The following is a 21,384-nucleotide window of genomic DNA, read 5'->3' on the forward strand; positions in this document are numbered from 1 at the left end:
CTTTTTTTGGTATTAACTTACTTTTCTGTGATTGACGCCTTGATTACTCTTAAGTAAACTGAGAGTATAAAGAGTAACGGAGGCGAAAAGCAATGGAAATGAGTGTGCCTGTCCTAATTATCTCCATCTTGTTGTTTTTTGTGTTGTTTTTTGGAATCAGTTTCTTGTTGAATATGCTGCTTCGCATGTCTTGGATTATGGCCATTATTTATCCCGTAATTTTTATTCTTATTATTGATGATGTAAGAGCGGTTGATTACATTCAACATCCCGCTCACTCCTTTCAGCAGCTAGGTACAAAAGTGCTATCTTTAGCCACAGCTGACATTGCGATTTTAATGGCTGGTTTTATAGGTGCACTAGCTTCAGGTATTACCATTAAATCTTTACGAACAAGAGGGTACCAAATGTTTTGAATGTAAATTCTTCTCGCGAACGAATAATTTGTTTTTATGTTGGAAACAAATAGATTCGTGAGAGGAGTTGTGGAAATCACAATGATTGGAAAAATAGCAAAGCGATTCATTATGTGCCTACTACTGGTCGGAGCGCTGTTTACAACATATGAAGCAATTACTGGCGTCCCAATAAACACGGTCATCAAATATATGCCTTTTATAAACAGTACAGGGCATCCTCTAATGAATGAAAGGCTCTTACCATCATTTCTAAAACCACTAAGAGTTGAAGCAGCTAGCAATGACAGAGAGCGTCTGACAATTGAAGAAGCATTTGATTGGTCGCGTTATCCAACTAAGAATGTATTGGCTACGGGTTACACAGCTGGTTACGAATCAACTGGGAAAAATCCCAATCATCCAGGGTATGGTATTACATATTCGGGCGTTAAAGTAAAACGTGACTTGTATTCAACCATCGCTGCTGATTTAACCATATTTCCAATCGGCACGATCTTGTTCATTCCGGGCTATGGGTACGGAGTGGTAGCAGATAAAGGTGGGGCTATTAAAGGCAATCATCTTGATTTATACTTTGAAACTGTTTCTGATGTGTATAACATATGGGGTAAGAAAGAATTAAACGTCTATGTAGTCAAATCAGGAGACGGCCGTTTAACTGAAGAAGAGTTAACAATGCTGAATGAAAAGAAATCGATGCAAGTTTTTCGTCAGCAGGTGAAATAAACGAGAAACACATGAAGCATTCTTCATGTGTTTTCTTATGTTTTATGGCCATACATAATACGTTACAAAAGCAACTGCTATTCCTGTTAAGGCTCCAAAGAAAACTTCAATAGGCTTATGCCCAAGCAGTTCTTTTAGCTTCACTTGTTTTTCGTCCTCTTCATTGGTCGTCCACAGCTTTGCCTCTTTTACTGCGCGCTGAAAGTCTTCAACCAAACGATTTAAAACTGTTGCTTGCTCTCCTGCGTGTCTTCTTACTCCTTTAGCATCAAACATGACAATGATGGCAAAAATAGCGGATAGAGCAAAAATAGGGGATTTAAGACCTTCTGCTAGCCCAATGGCAGTTGCTAAGGAAGTTACGGCTGCGGAGTGAGAGCTTGGCATGCCCCCCGTACTAAAAAATAAGCTGCCGTCTATTTTTTTAGTAGCTACAAAAGAAAGGGGAATCTTAATAAATTGAGCAAAGAAAATAGCGATTAATGAACTCCAAAGTGGAAAATTTGAGAATAACTCCATTGAGATGTCCTCCCTCAACTTAAAATGTCTAAAAAGATAAATCCGTATGATGAAAACAGTGGTAGATGAAAGTATATGTGTGAAACTAAGGTTTTTGAACTGTGATTAAAAATTGTATTTCTGCTATCATATGTATATAGATGAAAACAGTGGTGAATATGATATATATTCCACTTGCTGAATAGATTAAACAAAGCAGATGATAAATAAAAATAAAATATCTATACGTAAAAGGGAGGAATTTTATGTTTTCGCACGTAGAAACATATGGTGTTGATCATCAAACAGAAGCGCTCGTAATCGGGTTATTTAATCAAAACCAACAGTTTGAAGGCTTTCTAAAAGAAATTGATGATGCTTTAGGTGGACAGCTCATTCATTTGATTAAGGAAGGAGATATTCGCGTACAGGAAAAGCGTATATCAACGATTCATACACTAGGAAAATTAGGAGCAAAACGTCTTTATTTTGTAGGGCTCGGACGAAAGCAAGCGTTAACTAAAAATGGGCTCAAAGAAAGCTTTGGCCTTTTATTTAAAAAGTTAAAAGAAGCAAAAATTTCAAACGCATCGGTCGTCCTTCCTACATTTGATACAGGAGAGTGGTCAGAGCAAGAAACTGCAGCTTTACTAGGAGAAGCTCAACAGCTTGCTATGTATGAGTTTGAAAACTACAAAAAGAAATCAAATGAGCCTGACAAGCAGCTTGAGAAAATTGAACTGTTTTCTTGTTATAAAGACGTTTTACAATCTGCGTTGGTTGGATATACGTACGGGAAAGCAACAAACTCAGCCCGCACCCTCGTTAACTTACCAAGCAATATGCTAACGGCTACAGATTTAGCTAATTATGCAGTAGAAATGGCACATACATATGGTTTTGAATATGAAATTTTAGAAAAAGAAGAGATGGAAACGCTAGGAATGGGCGCGTTGCTCGCAGTCAATCAAGGTTCCGCAGAGCCTCCTAAAATGATTGTGCTGAAATATCAAGGTAAAGAAAAATGGGAAGACGTTATTGGGTTGGTAGGAAAAGGGATTACCTTTGACACAGGTGGTTACTCTATCAAATCTAAAGACGGGATTGTAGGCATGAAAACAGATATGGGTGGAGCTGCATCTGTTCTTGGTGCAATGGAAGCGATTGGAGAATTAAAACCTCATCAAAACGTAGTAGCGGTCATTCCATCAACTGACAACGTTATTAGCGCGCGTGCCTTTAAACCAGATGATGTTATTACAGCAATGAATGGAAAGACAATAGAAGTGCTGAACACAGATGCTGAAGGGCGTTTAGCACTAGCTGATGGTATTTCATATGCCAAGCATCATGGAGCAAATTATTTAGTAGACGTGGCGACATTAACGGGTGGTGTAATTGTAGCTCTTGGTACACACACAACTGGGGCAATGACGAATGATTCTGCTTTATTGCAGCGAATAGCGAAAGCGAGCATTGAGACAGGCGAACCGATTTGGGAGCTGCCTATTACAGAACGAGACAAAAAGCGTGTTCGGGGAAGTAAAGTAGCAGATTTAAATAACTCTCCTGGACGGGAGGGGCACGCAATTATGGCAGGAACCTTTATTGGTGAGTTTGCAGAGCAAACACCATGGGTTCACTTGGATATTGCTGGAACTGCAACATCCGCTGCTTCTCATGAGTTAGGACCTTCAGGTGCAACAGGCGTGATGGTGCGAACCCTAGCTGCAATGGTTTGTTTATTTGAAGCCAATTAATAAAAAGAACATAGCAGTGATAGAAAGAAACGTAAAAAGAAGCATCGAGGATGCTTCTTTTTTAATATGTTTACATAATGTTTTTTTCTAAAAAGAAAAAAACATTATGTAAAAAAATCCTTATATTGTCGAGGCTGTAGAGAAGTTAAACAAACGTTTATTTAGTAAGATGATTGACTTTTTTTCTATACCTAATATAATGAACATGTTGTTTATCTCTCTAATGTTTTAATGAGATAAAGTAAAAAGAAAAATGGAGGTTTCAAAATGAATGCAGTATTAATAGCTGTGCTCGTGATGCTGATTTTGAGCTTATTGCGTATCAACGTTGTCTTTTCTTTAGCGGTCGGAGCGCTAATTGGAGGACTTGTTGGCGGTATCAGCCTCACAGATACAGTAAGTATATACACAGATGGTCTTGGAAACAGTGCTTCTGTTGCATTAAGCTATGCTTTGCTTGGAGGATTTGCAATGGCTGTTTCGCGGACAGGGCTGCCTGATGCCGTTGTTCAGCTAGCGTTAAAAATAGTAGGGAAAGAAGGAGAAACGAAAAAGAAGTCACTGTCAAAAGTACTAATTTTATTAATCATCCTTATTATTTCGTGTTTTTCTCAAAACGTTATTCCAGTTCACATTGCATTTATTCCGCTTTTAATTCCACCGCTATTAAAAGTATTTAATCAGTTGAAAATAGATCGCCGATTAGTCGCAACAGTTATTACATTTGGATTGGTTACACCTTATATGTATTTGCCGGCAGGATTCGGTAAGATTTATCACGACATTTTATTTACTAACATCAAAGAAAGTGGATTAACGATTGATAAAGGAGATATTACCACGGCGATGGCTCTTCCAGCTTTAGGAATGGTAGCGGGCTTATTGTTTGCTGTGTTTATTTCGTACCGTAAGCCGCGCAGTTATAAAGACATTGACATTGATCAAGGCGCAGAGGAGCGTACAGGTTACACAACAAGAGGGATTATAGTAGCGTTACTTGCGATTGTAGGGGCTTTAACTGTGCAGCTCTTAGTAGATTCTATGATTTTCGGAGCGCTTGCAGGAATTGTGGTCGTTTATTTCAGCGGGGCTTTGAAGTGGAATGAAGCAGATCCAGTATTAACGAACGGAATGAGAATGATGGCTTTCATCGGATTTGTTATGCTGTCAGCCTCTGGTTTTGCAAAAGTTCTTCAAGAAACTGGAGATGTAGAAGCACTTGTAAAAGGCTCTGTTGCTCTTATTGGCGGAAACCAAATGCTGGGTGCATTTCTTATGCTTGTCATCGGGCTTTTAGTCACAATGGGCATTGGTTCTTCTTTCTCTACCATTCCAATTATCGCGACGATTTTTGTTCCTCTTTGCTTAGAACTTGGTATGAGTCCAATGGCAACGATTTGTATTGTTGGTACAGCGGGAGCGCTTGGAGACGCTGGTTCACCAGCTTCAGACAGTACGCTTGGACCAACATCTGGACTAGCAGTCGATCGTCAACATGATCATATCTGGGATACGTGTGTACCAACTTTTCTTCACTATAACATTCCACTCATTATTTTTGGGTGGGTTGCCTCAGTTATCTTGTAAATAGAGGGTCTCTAATGAAAAAAAAGCAGCCGATCAAAACCGGCTGCTTTTTTTTCATGCTTGAGAAAGAATAGAAGCAGTGCTGTCACAAGCTCCTAATGCTTGCTCTACAGCCTGAAGAGATTGTTCAATATGTTCGCGATTTGAATCTTTCTCTACTGTTTGAAGAGCTTGTTCAAGGCTTGCTTTTGCCTGATTTAATGACGTACAAGAATCCTGCACGTAACCTCTAGCGTTTTTAGACATTCTTCTTCCTCCTAACTAACCAAAAATGAGAATCAATAAGTAGTATGAGTAATTTGCAGGGAATTATGAGGAGAAATAATAAAAAGGATTAACTCTTATGAAAGGAGTTAATCCTGTCAGCCTAACTGTTTAAATTGGTTGGAATGTAGAAGTTCAAGCACTTTCTTATCAAGCTCCTTAATTTTCTTTACAGCCAAATTGTATTCCATTTCACGGTAATGATGTTTGCCGCCTGGCTCTTCATCAGCTTCATCAGCTAGTTTGACTACTTTTTGAAGAGGGCGTTGCTGAATGGTTCCTTCAGGCAAATAGGAGTCTGTGTGTAGTAAAATAGCTAAGGCAATTTCTTTTGCCGCCTGAGGTTCCTCGCCTAAACGAATGAGTAATTTATGTGCACGTTCAGCACCTTTAATAGCGTGAATATCATTTTGACGATACTTCTCATAGTCCCACTGACCATTTGTGTACCATTCGTAGTGGCCAATATCATGAAGCAGCGCTGCTTTTGTAGCTAAATCAGGGTTTACATTATGCTGTACAGATAGACGAAACGCATGATAGGCGACCGATACAGCATGCGCAACGCCAGATCGTGTTAAATATTTTTGAGCGATAGGATGCGTGAAAATTTCTACTAGCGTAACATGTCTCATCATGTCATCCCTCCTAAAGAAAAAATATATTTCCAAATACAATATCATATTTATTTCCTAAATACAATTATCATGTAATTTGTTTTTACATCCAAAAACGGCATATATTATAATATTCGAAACAAAACAACATGTACATCTTTTTCAAAAGAAAATAAGACTTTTTTCCTTGTGTTTTACCATTTAATATTTAACGAAACGTGACAGCAGTCAAATTGGTTATCGGGATGAATAAACGTAATTTTAATATAGTCTGGCGTATAAAAAACATCAATTTTGGCCTTAACGCCTGTTGAAAGAATGAGTCTTTTTACTTCACTCACTTTAGATTCTTGAGCAGCAGCTTTTATTTTTTTTATTAAAGCTGGCGAAGCGTTAGCTCTTTGAATAAATATGGTAGCGCTTTGCATGGTAGAGGGAATCACTTTAAGAGATTGCTGGAAAGTCGCTATGTCCGCCTCAGGTAAGCTAGGTACCCTGTATGTATAAGGGTGAGGCATGTAGTACGATGGCCAGTAGTAAGACAAGGGAGCAAATGGTTTCATATAAGAATCCTCCTAAAAAACGGATTTTTATTATGTATATGTAGAGGGTTCGTATATGTTGTAGCAAAACCGTTATTGTATACTAGATACAAAGGGAGGTATGTATATGAAAACAAAAGATACGCTGTTAGAAGCATTAGGAATTGAGATTATTAGCGCAAGTGAACAAAGAGTGGAAGCGACGATGCCTGTTGATGAGCGAACGCGTCAGCCATTCGGGCTTTTGCACGGAGGAGCATCGGTGGCGTTAGCCGAAACTGTGGCTAGTCTAGGTGCTATTAAAAGTGTAGATATTGAAAAAGAAATCTGCGTGGGTTTAGAGATTAATGCTAATCATATCAAAGGGAAAAAAGATGGAACAGTTACAGCTATAGGCGTTCCTTTACATAAAGGAAAAAAAACAGCGGTTTGGGAAGTGAAAATTCAAGATGAAGAAGAGAATTTAATCTGTATATCCCGGTGCACGCTTGCTATTCTGCCTAAAGCTTAAATATAAGAAAGGCTTAGTCTAAAAGGTGTGAGGTATGCTTTTGAAGTCAGCAGGAGCACCTCACACACTGATGTGAGAGCTTAAAGAGAATTTGGAAGAGCGGATACATAAAAAAGTGAAAAAATAGGTAAAAAAAAGAAGCGAAATTATGTCTATTCGTGACAGTTACCCTGCGCATAGAGACATGCTCTAGAATATAGTAGTAGTAAAGTATTCTTTTTATTCAGCAACTAGAATATTCATAATATTAAAAATAAGAACAGAAAATAGACCTTCCGATTGTTCAATCGTGCTATAATAGCATTAATATAGTAGGGCGGTTTATTTTACAAAGGGGTGATAATATTGGATAAGAACTCTCAGTATTTATTCATTGATTTTGAATTTACAATGCCAGAGTATAAAGGTTTTCCAAAAGGCTTTTTTCCGGAAATCATTGAAGTTGGTTTGGTGTTTGTTAAAAATCAAGAAATCATTGATCGTTTCTCCTCTTACGTACAGCCTACACACTTTACAAAATTAACTGAGCGCTGTAAATCATTTCTCCATATCGAACAAAATCAAGTAAATGAAGGAATTACGCTAGAGCAGCTTGTACAGCGACTGGGCATGTATAAAAACAGCACGATTATTACATGGGGAAACATGGATATGAAAGTATTAAGGCAGTGCTGTCAAAAAAATAAGGTGCCGTTTCCTTTTACAGGTAAAGAAATTGATCTTTCGATGGAGTATAAGCGCTTTTTTGGAGATCAAAATCAAACCGGCCTTTGGAAAGCTGTGCAAGAGTATGGTAAAGAAGGAACTGGAAAGCACCACTGCGCGCTTGATGATGCGATGACGACACTCAACATCTTTAAGCTTGTAGAAAAAGATAAGCGGTACCTTCAAAAGCCGGAGCCGACGACCATAGGAGATCGAATCGATTTTTCAAAAGTATTAAATAAATTTGCATTATAAAAGCCAAATCACTTCTATGTGAATTTGGCTTTTTGCTTAATGAATACCGTACTCTTTTTTTAACTCTTCTAAACAGGCAATACTTGCTTGAGCAAAAGCGCTATCTTTGGCTTGTTGTTCAGCTATCTTTAATTCAAGGGCTTTTTTTAGTGAATGCTTATAATCAGGAACGCTGTCTTCATAGAGATGAACCATTTTTTGAGGAATGTTGGCCTGCTCTCGAAACGCAAGTGCTTTTCGCTCGTGAAAAAAAGGTACGTCCACTTGTCCAGGATTATGTAAGTCACCTTGTTCTGGATGCTTCAACACAGCTTGAATTCGTACAACATAATGCAGATCTCGAACTTGTGTAATTTCACCGATGTATTTCCCGGTTTTATAAAGTGCTGTAACGGTTTGACCAATTGTAAATGTCATATTGCCAGATCTCCTTTAAGTAAAGTGTTTGTTATAAACAGTATAAATCAAAACCTACTACCGTTTCTATGAAAGGATGTTGTACATGATGTATTTAATGTTTTTGCTTTATTTTCCGGAAGATAAAACAGAATATATTCCTGCTTTTGCTACAATGGCGATTTTTGTACTAGCAGCAGTTGCAGTCTGGCGGTTCATCATCAAGGTGTCTAAAAAAGAAGAAGAAAAAACGAAGGAATTAGAAGCAAAGTTGAAAGAACAAGAAAATAAGAAGTCACTCTAATGAAATGCAAATAAAATGTAAGCGTTTAAAATGATATGTTGCTGGACAATCTATGGAAAGACATCTAAAACTTTCGCTAGTGCGTATGCGATTGGAGGGCAACATGAAAAAACTACTACTCATTGGAACCGTGCCTTTTTTCTTGTTAACGGGGTGTATGGAAAAAGAAATATCCAATAAAGAAGTCAAAGTCTATAACGCAGATGGAGATAGCATCGGTACAGTCAAATTGAAAGAGCAGGCTGATGGAATTGAGTTTACGTACGATTTAAGCGGACTTCCACCTGGCGAACACGGCGTACATATTCATGAAATGGGGATTTGCAAAGCTCCTAACTTTAAAAGTGCAGGAAATCACCTTGATCCTGATAAAAAGAAACACGGACTGTTAAATCCAAAAGGACCACATTTAGGCGATATGAAAAATATTGTGGTAGAAGACGATCAGACGTATAAAGGAACGGATATGGTTCCTCAAGTCACGTTAAAAGAAGGAAAGACGTCTCTCGTTAAGCGTATGGATGGTTCCTCTCTTGTAATTACTGAACAAGGTGATGATGGAATGACAGAGCCATCAGGTAATTCTGGCAAGCGAATCGCGTGCGGAGTTATTTCAAAAAAACATTAAAAACAGCGTTCTTTCGTGAGAAAGAACGCTGTTTTTTACGTTAAAGCTATTTTTAAGCGATTTAATCCTTCTTGAAGTTGTTCATGTGAACAGCCAATGTTCAAGCGAATAAAACCTTTTCCATATGTGGAACTGTATTTTTCGCCTTTTTCTACGGCGATTTTGCCTTTTTCTAATAAACGTTCATGTAATTCTTCTTCTGATAAGTGCAGCTTGTTGCAGTCAATCCATAGTAGATAAGTTCCTTCCGGCTGAATGACTCGCAGTTCAGGTAAGTGTTCACTTATAAACCCTGTCACGAGATCTACATTTTTCTTCAGATACACAAGCAGTGCTTCTAGCCATTCGCCACCTTCGCTGTAAGCTGCTTCTAAACCAATGATTCCAAATGTATTTAGATTAGAGAAACCTTGTTTTTGCTGCTGCTGAACATACTGTGTGCGCAGCTTCTCATTTGGAATAATAATAGCTGAAGCTTGAAGTCCTGGTATATTGAATGTTTTGCTAGGGGCCATACACGTAATGGTTCGATTGGCTGCATCTTCACTCACCATGCTGATGGGAATGTGTTTATAAGGATGGTAAATTAGATCAGAATGAATTTCATCTGAAACAATTAATACATTGTATTTTTGACAAAGATCGGCAAGCTTCTTCAGTTCTTCTTTTGTCCACACGCGTCCTACTGGATTATGAGGACTGCAAAGAATCATTAATTTTACGCCTTCTGCAAATTTTTTCTCTAAATCTGCAAAATCAATTTCGTATTTATCGCCCGCAAGTTTTAACGGATTTTCAACAACTTCTCGATCATTTACCTCTATCATGTTGAAAAACGGAGTATAAACTGGAGGTTGAATTAAAATTGAATCTCCAGGTTCCGTAAATGCTTGAATAGCCATACTCAGGGCAAATACAACTCCTGGACTGTATGTAATCCATTCATGATCAATGGTCCACTGATGCTTGTTTTTTACCCAAGATGATAAAGCATTTGCCGTAGATTCTGTAGGGGAAGTGTAGCCGAAAATACCGTGTTTGACACGCTCATTAATGGTTTGAAGAACATTAGGCGGCGCTTGGAAATCCATATCAGCTACCCAAAAAGGCAGAACATCTTTTGCTCCAAAAACGAGATCCGTTTTGTCCCACTTTACGGACTGCGTACCTGTACGATTAATTAATTGATCAAAAGAATAAGTAGACAATAAAAGTACCCCCTTTTTTAATATAATAGTTTGCTTATTTTTAATACGTTTGTCAACGAAGTTAACTTGTGAAGTCAATAAAGAAAGTGGGAAAATTGGCTGAAGCACCACTAATAAATTTTTTATTAAAGTTAGCGCCTCGTGTGAAATATATGAACTCGCTCCGTCATTATTGAGACAGGGCTTTTTCACCGTACAAGAAATCGACCATATGAGACTGCACAATGTCGGGACACTCTTCTGGTAAAAGATGTCCAATTTCCTTTAACGAGATAAAGGTAGAGTCTGTCAAATCATCTTTTAATTTACGTCCGAGATGTAAAGGGACAACTCGGTCTTCTTCTCCCCAAATGAGTAAACTTGGTTTTTTTATGTGCTGCAAATCCTTTGAGGAGAGGTCTCCTTCTCGATCACGAATCATTCTTGTTAAAGCCATAAACGTACGGTCATCCAAAAAGGGTTCAGTATAGCCATCAATCATTTCTTCGTCGATTAACTGATGATCAAATACGACATTTTGCAAGTTACCTAATACACCTTTGCGAGACAGCCACGTTTTTACCCACAGATAAAAGAAGGGAACATAAGAAGACATGACCAACCCATAATGTGAAGGGCCTAAATAAGCTGAGCTGCACAGAAGAACGAGTTTTGATACACAAGAAGGCTTTAATTTTGCTACGTTTAAACAAACCTGTCCTCCCATTGAGTGTCCCGATAGTACAACATCTTTCAATTTTAAGTATTCAATCAACTCGATGACAATTTTGGCTAAGTTTTTATACGAGTATTGAAAGGTTAACGATTTTTCACTTCGCCCAAATGGCGGAAGGTCCAGCGTAATGACAGAAAACGTATCTTCAAATAAAGGAATTAAACGCCGAAAGCTAAAACTGGATGATAAAAAGCCGTGAATAAATACAATAGCTGGTTTATCAGGGTGATAGTTATGGCATTCGTAGTAAACATTGACGCCATTAAAAGTACGCTGGTGGCAAGTAATTTTAGAGTCAGTCAATTTGTTTCACTCCATCTTTTTCTTTCTAGTCTGTCCTAATTTCCAGCAATCTATAAAATGAAACTCAATTACCGGTATAGATTTCACATTAAAGATGTGTTTAAATTTGATATAATGGAAAAAGTGAAAAAATTTAATCGGTGTAGGAGGGGAACGCGGTGTTCTTAGAAGAAAAAGAGTTAGAAATTTTAGAAATTCTAGAAAAAAATAGCCGTATTTCAATAGATAGTATTTCAAAAATGGTGGATTTAACGTTTGAAGAAACCTCTAATATTGTTAAAAAGTTAGAGAGAGAAAAAGTAATTGTGCAATATTCAGCTGATATTAACTGGAGACGAGTAGATGGACATGAGGGCGTCACAGCTATGATAGATGTAAAAGTTGCACCAAAGCGAGGAGTAGGCTTTGACGAGATTGCGGAGCGCATCTATCGTTTTCAAGAAGTAAAATCCGTGTACCTAATGTCAGGAGCATATGATTTGTCTGTTATTATTGAAGAAAAATCAATGTCTGAAGTAGCATTTTTCGTTTCTGAAAAGCTTTCTACGCTAGACTCTGTTTTATCTACAACGACTCACTTTATTATGAAAAAATACAAGCACGATGGTACCATCTACGATCAAGGCGATGAAGATCGCAGAATCGTGGTGTCTCCGTAATGAAAGAGCGCTTGTCAACAACTGTACAACAGCTGAAACCTTCAGGTATTCGCCGCTTTTTTGATTTAGCAGCAAGTATGGATAACGTCATCTCTCTTGGAGTAGGTGAACCTGATTTTGTCACATCTTGGGCTGTTCGAGAAGCGAGTATTTTATCGTTGGAAAGAGGATATACCTCTTATACAGCAAATGCGGGGCTTTTAGAGCTCCGCTTTGAAATTATGAAGTATATGAAAAGAAATTTTAACGTCTCGTATGATTATAAAGATGATATTATTGTGACCGTTGGAGGAAGTCAGGCTTTAGACATTACAATGCGAGCTTTGATTAACCCTGAAGATGAGATTATTGTCGTGGAGCCAAACTTTGTGTCTTACAGTCCGTTAATTTCTCTAGCAGGAGGAGTTCCTGTGGCAATTGAAACAACGGCAGAAACGGAGTTTAAACTACAGCCTAGACAGATTGAAGAAGTCATTACAAGCAACACGAAAGCCCTTCTTTTATGTTCTCCTAATAATCCAACAGGAAGTTCGCTATCTAAAGAAGAGTTGCAGGCTATTGCGGATATTGTAATCAAGCATGACTTGCTTGTTATCACGGATGAAATATATGCAGAATTAACATATGATGAAGAATTTACATCTATTGCTTCTTTAGAAGGAATGAAAGAACGAACTATTATTATTTCAGGCTTTTCTAAAGGGTTTGCTATGACTGGATGGCGTCTTGGGTACATATGTGCACCAACTGAGATTGCTAAAGCAATGCTGAAAATTCATCAGTATACAATGATGTGCGCGCCTACCATGGCCCAGTATGGAGCAATTGAAGCACTACAAAACGGGCAGCATGACGTAGAAGAGATGAGAAAAAGCTATCGCAGAAGACGGAACTATATGGTGAAGTCATTAAATCAAATTGGTCTGGAATGCCATTCTCCCGGAGGAGCGTTTTATGTATTCCCGTCTATCAAGAAAACGGGATTGTCATCGGAAGAATTCGCTGAGCAGCTTTTGCTTGAAGAACGAGTAGCCGTCGTGCCAGGCAATGTATTTGGAAAAGGCGGAGAGGGACATATTCGCTGTTCATACGCCTCTTCAATGGAATCATTAGAAGAATCCATAAAACGGATTAGCCGTTTTGTTGAAAATAAGTTATAATAAAAATAAGATATTATGTCATATCGTATAGACGGTTTGATATAATATCTTTTTTGCTATGATGAAATGTAGTGTTAGTTTATATTTGTGACGAAATTGGTAAATAATAAATATAGTATAACTACTTTTTGATTCAATCTATGAACTGTGCTATAATTTTAAATTGGCTATAATGGTGAAAATAATAAGGTATCTAGGAGTGTTTATATGTCAAAATTTGAAATCGGTACTGTTACAAAAGGTAAAGTAACAGGAATTCAACCATACGGTGCATTCGTTGCATTAAATGAAGAAACTCAAGGATTAGTTCATATCTCAGAAGTAAAACATGGCTTCGTTAAAGATATTAACGAACATTTATCAGTAGGAGACGAAGTAAACGTTAAAGTTTTATCTGTTGATGAGTCAACTGGTAAAATTGGTTTATCTATTCGTGCAACTGAGCCAGCTCCAGAAAAAACTGAAGCTTCTGCACCTAAAAAACCTGCTAAAAAGCGTCAAGGTCAAGCAACAGTTCATACTGAATCTACTCAAGGATTCAACACATTAAAAGAAAAATTAGAAGAGTGGATTGAGCAATCAAACCGCGAAGATCTAATTAAGAAATAAGAAATAAGAAATAAGAAAAAAAGAAGGATAGCTTAGCTATCCTTCTTTTTTAATGTTCCGTTCTAGGTTCTGTACGCTCTACTTCAGCAGAAGGTTTAAATAATAGACCTAGGTTAATCAGTCCTGCGATTCCAACCAATCCATAAATAATGCGGGAGAAAGCAGATGTTTGACCGCCGAAGATTGCTGCTACTAAATCAAATTGAAAAAAGCCAATAAGTCCCCAGTTAATTGCTCCAATAATCGTTAATACGAGCGCAATACGTTGAATACCACTCATGATGAACCCTCCTTGTTTTGTAGTTCACTTATTAGCCTGCTTTTTTTAGAGGGAAATATGCATATTTGCTTTTGGAAGATACAGACAAATAAACGTTCATTTGGATGGGGTGAGCATCTAGCCAACAGGGAATAATCTTTAGGAAGTCAATTTTCTTTACAATCAAAAAGTTGTTCTTCATAATGATGCATGTAATCAAGCTCGTAAGGAGGAGTTTATAGTGAACAATTTTACATTTTATAATCCTACAAAATTAATTTTTGGTAAAGGTCAATTAGAGCAATTAAAAACAGAAGCAAGTCGCTTTGGTAAAAAGATATTATTAGTATACGGCGGAGGAAGTGTAAAACGCAGCGGTTTATACGATCAAGTAATGGATGTACTGAATGACATGAATGCAGAAGTACATGAGTTAGCGGGAGTAGAACCGAATCCTCGTCTGACAACTGTTCGCAAAGGAATCGATATTTGTAAAGAAAACGGTATTGAATTTTTACTTGCAGTAGGTGGAGGAAGCGTAATCGATTGTACAAAAGCAATCGCAGCTGGCGCAAAATATGATGGCGACGTATGGGACATCATTAACCGCGACGTATTCGCAGCTGAAGCTCTTCCATTTGGAACAGTGCTAACATTAGCAGCAACAGGTTCAGAAATGAATGCTGGTTCTGTTATTACAAATTGGGAAACACAAGAAAAATACGGCTGGGGCAGTCCGGCAACATTCCCTCAATTCTCTATTTTAGATCCGGTTAATACATTTACTGTACCAAAAAATCAAACAGTTTATGGCATGGTTGACATGATGAGCCACGTATTTGAACAATATTTCCATGCTGCAACAAATACGCCGCTTCAAGATCGTATGTGTGAAGGTGTGCTACAAACGGTTATTGAAACGGGACCAAAATTATTAAACGACTTAGAAAACTACGAGTTACGTGAAACGATTTTATATAATGGTACCATCGCATTAAACGGTATGTTACAAATGGGACACCAAGGCGATTGGGCTACTCATAATATTGAGCATGCGGTATCAGCTGTATATGATATTCCACATGCGGGTGGACTCGCAATTTTATTCCCGAACTGGATGAAACACGTAATGGATGAGAACGTAGATCGCTTCAAGCAAGTAGCTGTACGCGTATTTAACGTAGATACGGAAGGTAAGACAGATAAAGAAGTAGCACTTGAAGGTGTGGATAAGCTTCGTGAATTCTGGTCAAGCCTAGGTGCACCAACTCGCTTAGCTGATTATGATATTGGGGAAGACAAATTAGATCTTATGGCTGATCGTGCGATGGCCAAAGGTGAATTTGGTAAATTTAAAAAATTAAACAAAGAAGATGTACTAGCAATCCTACGCGCTTCTTTATAAGATTCTCGATAAAAAACGCCGTGCAAACCGCACGGCGTTTTTTTTATTCATGATGGGTAAGCTTTTTCTGCTGTTTGGTTTTCAAATCATCCCGAACGGTTTTATCAGAAAGAGGAACTCCGCTGTAATAAGCTGCTCTTCCTAGTAAATGCCCAGCAATAGGAGAGGTGATAAACACAAAGACAATCGCTAAAATTAACCGTGCACTAATATGGCCAGTGTCAATCCAAAAGTAGAGTAAGCAGCCCACTAATATAAACAGGACGCCTAAGGTAGCACTTTTGGAGGCAGCATGACTTCTTGTGTACGTATCAGGCAAACGAATAAGCCCAATCATGGTCACAACTGTCAGAAGAGACCCTATGAGTACCAAAGCTCCTACAATGATTTCACTGATCACGTTCATATTCAATCACTTCTCCTTTCTCTAAAAACTTAGAAAAAGCAACGGTACCTACAAAGGCTATGATGCCTAGCAGTAAAATGACTTCGAAAAAAGCCTGAGTTCGAAAAATAATCGAGATGATGGCCGTGATAGCAATGATGTTAATTCCAATAGCATCAAGGGCCATTGCTCGGTCAGCAGTTGACGGACCTTTTACCACTCGGTAAACAAACCCAATAGTTGAAGCAGAAATGAGAATGAGCGAAACGTTTAGAAAAATATCGAGCATTTAACGACTCACCTCCATAATAGCTTTTTCGAATGTTTGCTGAATATCTGTAATAATGTCATCAATATCGTCGGTATTGATTGCATGAATATAGATAGTAGAATTGTCATCTGACACATCCATTACCAGTGTGCCTGGCGTTAGCGTAATTAAAAGAGAAAGAATGGTAATTTCCCATTCACTCTCCAGACGGGTTGGCATTGCAAAGATGGCTGGCTGAATATTTAATTTAGGGCGCAATACGTCTTTCGTCACTGCAATATTGGCTTTGAATAATTCTCGTATGAAAATAAACAGCAGCTTAATGATCGCATACACTTTATGCAGGTAAAAACGCCTGTGAAAAAAACGGCGGAAAACAAACAGCAGTACCGCTCCCCAGAAAAATCCTATAATAAAGGAAGGTAGTGTCCAAATCCCTCTCAAAAACATCCATGTGAATGCAATGATTACGTTTAATAATAGTTGAAATGACATGCAGATCTACTCCTTTAACACCGATTGGATATAAATTGAAGGATCCATAAGCGTTTGAGCGGCTGTCGACACATAAGGAATAACAGCTTCTGCACCTAGTCCTAAAAAGACAGAAACAGCAAGTAAGATAGCGGATGGGTATAGAATACCTTTAAGGGATACTTTTTCATGCTCAGAAGAAAGCGTAGGTTCACCCCAGAAGCAGCTCATGAAAATCTTAATGGCAGAATATAAAACGAGCAGGCTTGAAACGAGTAAAACTCCTACAAACGTGTAGCTCTCTGATTCTAAACCGCCTTGAACTAAAAGGAATTTTCCAATAAAGCCGCTTAGGGGAGGAATTCCTGCCAACGAAATAGTAGCGATAAAAAACATCCAGCCAAGCAGCGGATAGTCTTTAATTAACCCACCCATTTTCTTTAATTTTGTTGTTCCAGTTATTCGAATGATGCTTCCAGCAAGAAGGAAGAGAGCTGCTTTAATAATCATGTCGTGAATTAAATAATAAATGGCTCCTTCAAAACCTGCTTTTGTTGTTAAAGTTACACCGTAGACAATGACTCCCACAGCAATAATAATATTATAAATTAAAATTTTATTCACATCCGAATAAGCAATGGCGCCTACTGCACCAACAACGATAGTCAAAAGCGCAACGTAGCCGATAATTTGATGAGTGAATTCAGGATGATGGTAAAACAGTAAAGTGAAAGTCCTGAAAATCGAATAAACGCCTACTTTTGTGAGCAACGCACCAAACAATCCGATAATAACGGGTGGAGGCGCACTGTACGAACCTGGAAGCCAAAAATACATTGGGAATAAAGCTGCTTTTAATGCAAATACAATAAATAAAAGCATGCCAATGGTTGTTAAAATTCCCGGCTGATTAGCCTCTGCAATTCGCTGCGAAAGGTCTGCCATGTTGAGAGTTCCTGTTACGGCGTACAAATAAGCAACAGCAATTACAAACAAAGCAGATGAAATGACATTGACTAAAATATACTTAAGAGACTCTCGAAGCTGTTCTTTTGTACCGCCAATTACAATAAGAGCGTACGAAGACATAAGCATGACTTCAAAAAAGACAAATAAGTTAAAGATATCACCTGTCAAGAAAGCGCCAAATACGCCTACTAATAAAAACTGTACAAACGAATAAAAGTAAAAGCGTTCACGTCTTTCGCCAATTGTATGAAAAGCAAAAAGAACGCAGCATAGTGTTACGATACTAGCAGTAAGTACGAGAAGGGAAGCGAACATGTCCGCTACTAGAATAATTCCAAAAGGAGGTTTCCAGTTCCCAAGCTCATGAGTTAAAACACCTTTTGATTGAACCAACTGTACCAAATATGCAGCAAAAGCAGTGGTGGTGATTAATGATAAAACACTGATTATCCTTTGAAGTTTAATATTGTCTTTGAAAAAAATGAGCACAACACCTACAACAAACGGGATAAGCAGTGGGATGATTACAAAATTACTCGTCATGTTCATTTCCCCTTAACTTGTCCATATCGTCTGTTCCGAGTTCTTGATAAGCCCTGTAAGCTAGTACAAGGAAAAAAGAAGTGACACCAAAGCTTATGACAATGGCAGTTAAAATAAGGGCTTGAGGTAAAGGATCTGTATAAGAAGAAGCCTTTTCTCCCAAAAGGGGAACACTCCCCCCTTTTAATCCGCCCATCGTTAAAATCAACAGGTGAACACCGTGGCTTAATAAGCCTGTTCCAATAATAATTCGCAGTAAACTGCGGGATAACATGAGATATACAGCGGCAGTGAATAGAATCCCTGCCACTATGGACATTAATATTTCCACTATTCACTCTCTCCAATCGTTTGAATAATGGTCATCGTAACACCAACAACTACTAGATATACGCCTAAATCAAACAGCACAACGGTAGCTAAAGATGTTTTCCCGAGAAGGGGAAGGTTAAAGTAGCTATATGTGTGAGTCAGAAATGGGACTTTGAAAATAAATGACCCAAGCCCCGTTAAAATAGCTAGCAGCAGTCCAGAGGCCGCCACCTTCTTATAGTCAAATGGGATGACTTTCGATACCGTTTTTATATCGAAAGCCAGCAGTAGTAATACAAGGGCTGCTGAGGTAGTAAGTCCCCCAACAAACCCTCCCCCGGGTGTATAATGACCTGCAAAGAAAAGATGAATGGCAAAAATGATAATAATGAACGTGACTACTTTCGTTGTGGTTTGTAGTATCAAATCATTTTTTTTCATTCTTCTTCCTCCTTTGTTAACCGAAGACGAATCATGCCATAGATAGCAAGAGCTGCTATACAAAGTACAGTAATTTCAAATAATGTATCAAATCCGCGGAAATCAACAAGAATAACGTTCACCATGTTTTCGCCGCCTGCTTTTTCATAACTGTTTTCAATAAAGTAATGTGAAATGGATTCAAATAGTTTTGTACTGTTTGCTGATATGCCAAGCAATGTAACGGTCGTTCCTACAAGAAGGGCAACCAGTAAATTTGGCAGTTGAAACTTCACCCTTACTTTTCGCTTCCGAAACTCCGGCAAGTAGTAGAAACATAGTAAAAACAGTGATACGGATACAGTCTCAATAACTAATTGAGTCAAAGCTAAGTCAGGAGCGCGGAATAATACGAAAAATAAAGAAAGTGTATAGCCGACAACTCCCAGCGAAATAATGGCTGTGAGGCGTGATTTTGCCAATAAAGTTGTAATAGTAGCCGCAACCATTACAACTGCTAGTATGGCTTCATAAACGCCGATAGAAGCAGTATCTTTTAGATCAATCGCAAAGGCATTCTGAGAAAAGAGCGTTACGAGAAGTAAAATGCCTATGAAAGTAAAAATGATTAAAAGATAGTCTCTAATAAATCCTGTCATTAATGTTTTCATGATGCGCGTTGAGCCTTTTTCCATCCCTTTAATGCCATAATTATATCCGTTGTTAAGCGTTAAAGAAGAAGGAAATCGTGTATAAATTTTTGACCACTTTTGAAGTGTCATAAACAACAAAATACCAAATGTAATGACCCCTAGCGTCATAAATAATTCTGGCGTAAAGCCGTGCCAAAATTTAATATGCACTTGATATTCTTTACCTGCCTCTAGCAGGCTAGGTGCGATAGAGGCCATTGTTGGCTCAATAAGAGTTGATTCTAATAAATTAGGAGCAAAGCCAAAAATAACAACCAGCGATGCTAAAATAACAGGTGAAATAAGCATGCCTACTGGTGCTTCATGCGGCTTCTTCTCCAACTTTTCGGGCTGGTATTTGCCTGTAAAGGTTTTAAAGACAAGAATCATACTATAGACGAAAGTGAAAATACTTCCCACCCAAGCGATGATAGGCAGCAAAATTCCCCACGTCTGCATGCTATACATATCCATTTTTGTCACGTTTACCATGCCTGTAAAAAACATCTCTTTACTTAAAAATCCGTTAAAGGGAGGGAGACCTGCCATTGAAAATCCCCCGATGATAGCAATGGTAAATGTCACAGGCATGAAGCTCATTAACCCGCCTAACTTTCTAATGTCACGCGTGCCTGTTTCATGATCGACAATGCCTACTACCATAAACAAGCTGCCTTTGAAGGTAGCGTGGTTAATCAAATGGAAAACTGCTGCAGTAAGAGCCACTAAGTAGATATTATCGTCTAAAAAATCATAGTGAATAGCTGCGCTACCTACTCCTATAAGTGACATAATCATCCCAAGCTGACTAATTGTTGAAAAAGCTAAAATCCCTTTCAAGTCTTGTTGCTTTACTGCTGAAAACGAGCCCCAAAACAGTGTAATTAGTCCTATGATTGAAATAACAAAAAACCAAGTGGCGCTTATAGCAAAAACAGGGCTTAGTCTTGCTAAAAGATAAATTCCTGCTTTTACCATTGTAGCTGAATGAAGGTATGCACTCACTGGGGTTGGAGCTTCCATTGCATCTGGCAGCCAAATATGAAAAGGAAACTGAGCAGATTTTGTAAAGGCCCCTAATAAAATGAGGACTAGAGCTGGAATAAATAGATGACTTGATGTAACCACATCTACGTTTGAGATAATTTCGCGTATGCTGAAAGTACCTGTCATGACATATAAAAGTACAATTCCTGCTAATAGGGAAAGTCCTCCGAATACGGTAATGAGCATAGATTTTAAGGCTCCGTATTGAGATTTCTCTCGTTTGTACCAATAACCAATCAATAAAAAAGATGAAAGGCTTGTTAATTCCCAAAAGCTGTAAAGACTCATTAAGTTGTCTGATAATACAACTCCTAGCATAGACCCCATAAAAAGAAGCAAATAGACATAAAACGAATGCAGCGCTTCTTTTGTCTTAGAAAGATAATAAATGGAGTAAAGAATAACAAGTGTCCCAATTCCGGTGATTAACAGAGAAAATAGAAGACCGAGTCCATCCACATAAGCATCAAAGTTAATGCCCAGACTAGGTATCCATTTCATTGAATGTAGATATGTTTCCCCCTTAGAAACACCACTGATATATTGTGTGAAATAAATGAACAACACAAGTGGAAGAGGTAAAACGAACCACCCTGTATGAATACGCTGGAATTTCTTATACAGAAGCGGGACAAAAAAGGCTAATAAAAAAGGCGATAAAATCACCAAGTGCAACCACGACAAAAGACAAACCTCCTTGTGATATTCAATTCTGTAACCGATTATATAATAATTTAATTA

The 21,384-nt window shown here is 38.1% G+C and carries 27 protein-coding genes; 12 read left to right on the top strand and 15 right to left on the bottom strand.

The genetic code is table 11. The annotated features are described in order from the left end of the window. Nucleotides 1–92: 92 nt before the first annotated feature. Nucleotides 93–416, top strand: a complete 324-nt coding sequence (locus ACRPLQ_RS21250) for a YuiB family protein (protein ID WP_432236268.1) — start codon at nucleotides 93–95, stop codon at nucleotides 414–416. 81 nt (nucleotides 417–497) lie between these two features. Next, entirely contained in the window at nucleotides 498–1,145 is a 648-nt protein-coding gene (locus ACRPLQ_RS21255; protein WP_033580458.1) for a 3D domain-containing protein, read from the top strand. A 42-nt stretch (nucleotides 1,146–1,187) separates the two neighbouring features. Here the strand turns inward: ACRPLQ_RS21255 and ACRPLQ_RS21260 are convergent, their stop codons facing one another. Beyond that, nucleotides 1,188–1,664 (bottom strand): divergent PAP2 family protein, encoded by a 477-nt coding sequence (locus ACRPLQ_RS21260; RefSeq protein WP_013085319.1) that lies wholly within the window; start codon nucleotides 1,662–1,664, stop codon nucleotides 1,188–1,190. 245 nt (nucleotides 1,665–1,909) lie between these two features. Here ACRPLQ_RS21260 and ACRPLQ_RS21265 point away from each other — a divergent pair, with 245 nt between their 5' ends. Together ACRPLQ_RS21265 and ACRPLQ_RS21270 are read left to right on the top strand one after the other, a co-directional pair. Then, the gene (locus ACRPLQ_RS21265) at nucleotides 1,910–3,403 is read left to right on the top strand and encodes a leucyl aminopeptidase (RefSeq protein WP_165635034.1); all 1,494 of its coding nucleotides are present in this window, start codon (nucleotides 1,910–1,912) and stop codon (nucleotides 3,401–3,403) included. A gap of 267 nt (nucleotides 3,404–3,670) precedes the next feature. Next, nucleotides 3,671–4,990 carry a Na+/H+ antiporter family protein gene (locus tag ACRPLQ_RS21270; protein ID WP_323873914.1) on the top strand — a complete coding sequence of 440 codons (1,320 nt, stop codon included), beginning with the start codon at nucleotides 3,671–3,673 and terminating at the stop codon, nucleotides 4,988–4,990. 54 nt (nucleotides 4,991–5,044) lie between these two features. On the opposite strand, the gene ACRPLQ_RS21275 is transcribed toward ACRPLQ_RS21270, so the two are convergent. From ACRPLQ_RS21275 to ACRPLQ_RS21285, 3 genes are all read right to left on the bottom strand, one after another. Continuing rightward, nucleotides 5,045–5,236 carry a hypothetical protein gene (locus ACRPLQ_RS21275; RefSeq protein ID WP_432236269.1) on the bottom strand — a complete coding sequence of 64 codons (192 nt, stop codon included), beginning with the start codon at nucleotides 5,234–5,236 and terminating at the stop codon, nucleotides 5,045–5,047. A 116-nt stretch (nucleotides 5,237–5,352) separates the two neighbouring features. After that, nucleotides 5,353–5,889, bottom strand: coding sequence for an HD domain-containing protein (locus ACRPLQ_RS21280; RefSeq protein ID WP_013059610.1), 537 nt, complete (start codon nucleotides 5,887–5,889; stop codon nucleotides 5,353–5,355). 176 nt (nucleotides 5,890–6,065) lie between these two features. Continuing rightward, nucleotides 6,066–6,434, bottom strand: a complete 369-nt coding sequence (locus tag ACRPLQ_RS21285) for a hypothetical protein (protein ID WP_098627019.1) — start codon at nucleotides 6,432–6,434, stop codon at nucleotides 6,066–6,068. 106 nt (nucleotides 6,435–6,540) lie between these two features. On the opposite strand from ACRPLQ_RS21285, the gene ACRPLQ_RS21290 reads away from it, so the two are divergent. Then, complete coding sequence (locus ACRPLQ_RS21290; RefSeq protein WP_033580463.1) at nucleotides 6,541–6,924, top strand: hotdog fold thioesterase; 384 nt, start codon at nucleotides 6,541–6,543, stop codon at nucleotides 6,922–6,924. A gap of 345 nt (nucleotides 6,925–7,269) precedes the next feature. Continuing rightward, on the top strand, nucleotides 7,270–7,884 hold the full coding sequence (gene kapD / locus ACRPLQ_RS21295) for a 3'-5' exonuclease KapD (protein ID WP_013085312.1): 615 nt from the start codon (nucleotides 7,270–7,272) through the stop codon (nucleotides 7,882–7,884). Between the two features lie 36 nt (nucleotides 7,885–7,920). On the opposite strand, the gene ACRPLQ_RS21300 is transcribed toward kapD, so the two are convergent. Then, a complete protein-coding gene (locus ACRPLQ_RS21300) occupies nucleotides 7,921–8,301 on the bottom strand; it encodes a kinase-associated lipoprotein B (RefSeq protein ID WP_034264171.1) in 381 nt (126 codons plus the stop codon). Nucleotides 8,302–8,386: 85 nt separating this feature from the next. Here ACRPLQ_RS21300 and ACRPLQ_RS21305 point away from each other — a divergent pair, with 85 nt between their 5' ends. Then, complete coding sequence (locus tag ACRPLQ_RS21305) at nucleotides 8,387–8,584, top strand: hypothetical protein (RefSeq protein WP_033580465.1); 198 nt, start codon at nucleotides 8,387–8,389, stop codon at nucleotides 8,582–8,584. Between the two features lie 103 nt (nucleotides 8,585–8,687). After that, on the top strand, nucleotides 8,688–9,212 hold the full coding sequence (locus ACRPLQ_RS21310; RefSeq protein WP_033580466.1) for a superoxide dismutase family protein: 525 nt from the start codon (nucleotides 8,688–8,690) through the stop codon (nucleotides 9,210–9,212). A gap of 35 nt (nucleotides 9,213–9,247) precedes the next feature. On the opposite strand, the gene ACRPLQ_RS21315 is transcribed toward ACRPLQ_RS21310, so the two are convergent. Both ACRPLQ_RS21315 and ACRPLQ_RS21320 read right to left on the bottom strand, forming a co-directional pair. Beyond that, on the bottom strand, nucleotides 9,248–10,420 hold the full coding sequence (locus ACRPLQ_RS21315) for a MalY/PatB family protein (protein ID WP_165635032.1): 1,173 nt from the start codon (nucleotides 10,418–10,420) through the stop codon (nucleotides 9,248–9,250). Between the two features lie 169 nt (nucleotides 10,421–10,589). After that, nucleotides 10,590–11,438, bottom strand: coding sequence for an alpha/beta fold hydrolase (locus ACRPLQ_RS21320; protein ID WP_165635031.1), 849 nt, complete (start codon nucleotides 11,436–11,438; stop codon nucleotides 10,590–10,592). A gap of 158 nt (nucleotides 11,439–11,596) precedes the next feature. Here ACRPLQ_RS21320 and ACRPLQ_RS21325 point away from each other — a divergent pair, with 158 nt between their 5' ends. From ACRPLQ_RS21325 to yugI, 3 genes are all read left to right on the top strand, one after another. Next, entirely contained in the window at nucleotides 11,597–12,097 is a 501-nt protein-coding gene (locus tag ACRPLQ_RS21325; RefSeq protein WP_013059601.1) for an Lrp/AsnC family transcriptional regulator, read from the top strand. Further along, nucleotides 12,097–13,257 (top strand): aminotransferase, encoded by a 1,161-nt coding sequence (locus ACRPLQ_RS21330; protein WP_013059600.1) that lies wholly within the window; start codon nucleotides 12,097–12,099, stop codon nucleotides 13,255–13,257. The genes ACRPLQ_RS21325 and ACRPLQ_RS21330 overlap by 1 nt, the downstream gene beginning before the upstream one ends. Nucleotides 13,258–13,464: 207 nt before the next feature. Then, on the top strand, nucleotides 13,465–13,866 hold the full coding sequence (gene yugI, locus ACRPLQ_RS21335; RefSeq protein ID WP_013059599.1) for a S1 domain-containing post-transcriptional regulator GSP13: 402 nt from the start codon (nucleotides 13,465–13,467) through the stop codon (nucleotides 13,864–13,866). A gap of 49 nt (nucleotides 13,867–13,915) precedes the next feature. Here yugI and ACRPLQ_RS21340 read toward each other — a convergent pair whose 3' ends face one another. Beyond that, a complete protein-coding gene (locus tag ACRPLQ_RS21340) occupies nucleotides 13,916–14,146 on the bottom strand; it encodes a DUF378 domain-containing protein (RefSeq protein ID WP_013059598.1) in 231 nt (76 codons plus the stop codon). A 220-nt stretch (nucleotides 14,147–14,366) separates the two neighbouring features. On the opposite strand from ACRPLQ_RS21340, the gene ACRPLQ_RS21345 reads away from it, so the two are divergent. After that, entirely contained in the window at nucleotides 14,367–15,530 is a 1,164-nt protein-coding gene (locus ACRPLQ_RS21345; RefSeq protein WP_013085305.1) for an iron-containing alcohol dehydrogenase, read from the top strand. A gap of 43 nt (nucleotides 15,531–15,573) precedes the next feature. On the opposite strand, the gene mnhG is transcribed toward ACRPLQ_RS21345, so the two are convergent. The 7 genes from mnhG to ACRPLQ_RS21380 are packed head-to-tail and all read right to left on the bottom strand — an operon-like array spanning nucleotide 15,574 to nucleotide 21,327. Continuing rightward, nucleotides 15,574–15,936: a monovalent cation/H(+) antiporter subunit G gene (gene mnhG, locus ACRPLQ_RS21350; RefSeq protein WP_013085304.1), complete on the bottom strand. Its 363-nt coding sequence runs from the start codon at nucleotides 15,934–15,936 to the stop codon at nucleotides 15,574–15,576. Beyond that, nucleotides 15,920–16,204 carry a Na(+)/H(+) antiporter subunit F1 gene (locus ACRPLQ_RS21355; protein WP_013059595.1) on the bottom strand — a complete coding sequence of 95 codons (285 nt, stop codon included), beginning with the start codon at nucleotides 16,202–16,204 and terminating at the stop codon, nucleotides 15,920–15,922. Before ACRPLQ_RS21355 ends, mnhG begins: the two co-directional genes overlap by 17 nt. Beyond that, nucleotides 16,205–16,681: a Na+/H+ antiporter subunit E gene (locus ACRPLQ_RS21360; protein WP_013059594.1), complete on the bottom strand. Its 477-nt coding sequence runs from the start codon at nucleotides 16,679–16,681 to the stop codon at nucleotides 16,205–16,207. A 6-nt stretch (nucleotides 16,682–16,687) separates the two neighbouring features. Beyond that, a complete protein-coding gene (locus ACRPLQ_RS21365; protein ID WP_098112216.1) occupies nucleotides 16,688–18,172 on the bottom strand; it encodes a Na+/H+ antiporter subunit D in 1,485 nt (494 codons plus the stop codon). Continuing rightward, on the bottom strand, nucleotides 18,162–18,503 hold the full coding sequence (locus ACRPLQ_RS21370; protein WP_013059592.1) for a Na(+)/H(+) antiporter subunit C: 342 nt from the start codon (nucleotides 18,501–18,503) through the stop codon (nucleotides 18,162–18,164). Before ACRPLQ_RS21370 ends, ACRPLQ_RS21365 begins: the two co-directional genes overlap by 11 nt. Next, on the bottom strand, nucleotides 18,503–18,925 hold the full coding sequence (locus tag ACRPLQ_RS21375) for a Na(+)/H(+) antiporter subunit B (protein ID WP_013085301.1): 423 nt from the start codon (nucleotides 18,923–18,925) through the stop codon (nucleotides 18,503–18,505). The genes ACRPLQ_RS21370 and ACRPLQ_RS21375 overlap by 1 nt, the downstream gene beginning before the upstream one ends. Further along, nucleotides 18,922–21,327, bottom strand: a complete 2,406-nt coding sequence (locus ACRPLQ_RS21380) for a Na+/H+ antiporter subunit A (RefSeq protein WP_323873916.1) — start codon at nucleotides 21,325–21,327, stop codon at nucleotides 18,922–18,924. Before ACRPLQ_RS21380 ends, ACRPLQ_RS21375 begins: the two co-directional genes overlap by 4 nt. Nucleotides 21,328–21,384 lie beyond the last annotated feature (57 nt).

It is taken from the genome of Priestia sp. TRN 1309 (assembly GCF_050846875.1).
Lineage (GTDB): Bacteria > Bacillota > Bacilli > Bacillales > Bacillaceae_H > Priestia > Priestia zanthoxyli.

Coding starts and splice junctions, on each gene's coding strand:
- ACRPLQ_RS21250 (WP_432236268.1), top strand. CDS start 93: ATGGAAATGAGTGTGCCTGTCCTAATTATCTCCATCTTGTTGTTTTTT.
- ACRPLQ_RS21365 (WP_098112216.1), bottom strand. CDS start 18,172: ATGACGAGTAATTTTGTAATCATCCCACTGCTTATCCCGTTTGTTGTA.
- ACRPLQ_RS21260 (WP_013085319.1), bottom strand. CDS start 1,664: ATGGAGTTATTCTCAAATTTTCCACTTTGGAGTTCATTAATCGCTATT.
- ACRPLQ_RS21285 (WP_098627019.1), bottom strand. CDS start 6,434: ATGAAACCATTTGCTCCCTTGTCTTACTACTGGCCATCGTACTACATG.
- ACRPLQ_RS21290 (WP_033580463.1), top strand. CDS start 6,541: ATGAAAACAAAAGATACGCTGTTAGAAGCATTAGGAATTGAGATTATT.
- ACRPLQ_RS21310 (WP_033580466.1), top strand. CDS start 8,688: ATGAAAAAACTACTACTCATTGGAACCGTGCCTTTTTTCTTGTTAACG.
- mnhG (WP_013085304.1), bottom strand. CDS start 15,936: ATGAACGTGATCAGTGAAATCATTGTAGGAGCTTTGGTACTCATAGGG.
- ACRPLQ_RS21300 (WP_034264171.1), bottom strand. CDS start 8,301: ATGACATTTACAATTGGTCAAACCGTTACAGCACTTTATAAAACCGGG.
- ACRPLQ_RS21375 (WP_013085301.1), bottom strand. CDS start 18,925: ATGAAAAAAAATGATTTGATACTACAAACCACAACGAAAGTAGTCACG.
- ACRPLQ_RS21330 (WP_013059600.1), top strand. CDS start 12,097: ATGAAAGAGCGCTTGTCAACAACTGTACAACAGCTGAAACCTTCAGGT.
- ACRPLQ_RS21305 (WP_033580465.1), top strand. CDS start 8,387: ATGATGTATTTAATGTTTTTGCTTTATTTTCCGGAAGATAAAACAGAA.
- ACRPLQ_RS21360 (WP_013059594.1), bottom strand. CDS start 16,681: ATGTCATTTCAACTATTATTAAACGTAATCATTGCATTCACATGGATG.
- ACRPLQ_RS21265 (WP_165635034.1), top strand. CDS start 1,910: ATGTTTTCGCACGTAGAAACATATGGTGTTGATCATCAAACAGAAGCG.
- ACRPLQ_RS21275 (WP_432236269.1), bottom strand. CDS start 5,236: ATGTCTAAAAACGCTAGAGGTTACGTGCAGGATTCTTGTACGTCATTA.
- ACRPLQ_RS21255 (WP_033580458.1), top strand. CDS start 498: ATGATTGGAAAAATAGCAAAGCGATTCATTATGTGCCTACTACTGGTC.
- ACRPLQ_RS21340 (WP_013059598.1), bottom strand. CDS start 14,146: ATGAGTGGTATTCAACGTATTGCGCTCGTATTAACGATTATTGGAGCA.
- yugI (WP_013059599.1), top strand. CDS start 13,465: ATGTCAAAATTTGAAATCGGTACTGTTACAAAAGGTAAAGTAACAGGA.
- ACRPLQ_RS21280 (WP_013059610.1), bottom strand. CDS start 5,889: ATGAGACATGTTACGCTAGTAGAAATTTTCACGCATCCTATCGCTCAA.
- ACRPLQ_RS21270 (WP_323873914.1), top strand. CDS start 3,671: ATGAATGCAGTATTAATAGCTGTGCTCGTGATGCTGATTTTGAGCTTA.
- ACRPLQ_RS21355 (WP_013059595.1), bottom strand. CDS start 16,204: ATGCTCGATATTTTTCTAAACGTTTCGCTCATTCTCATTTCTGCTTCA.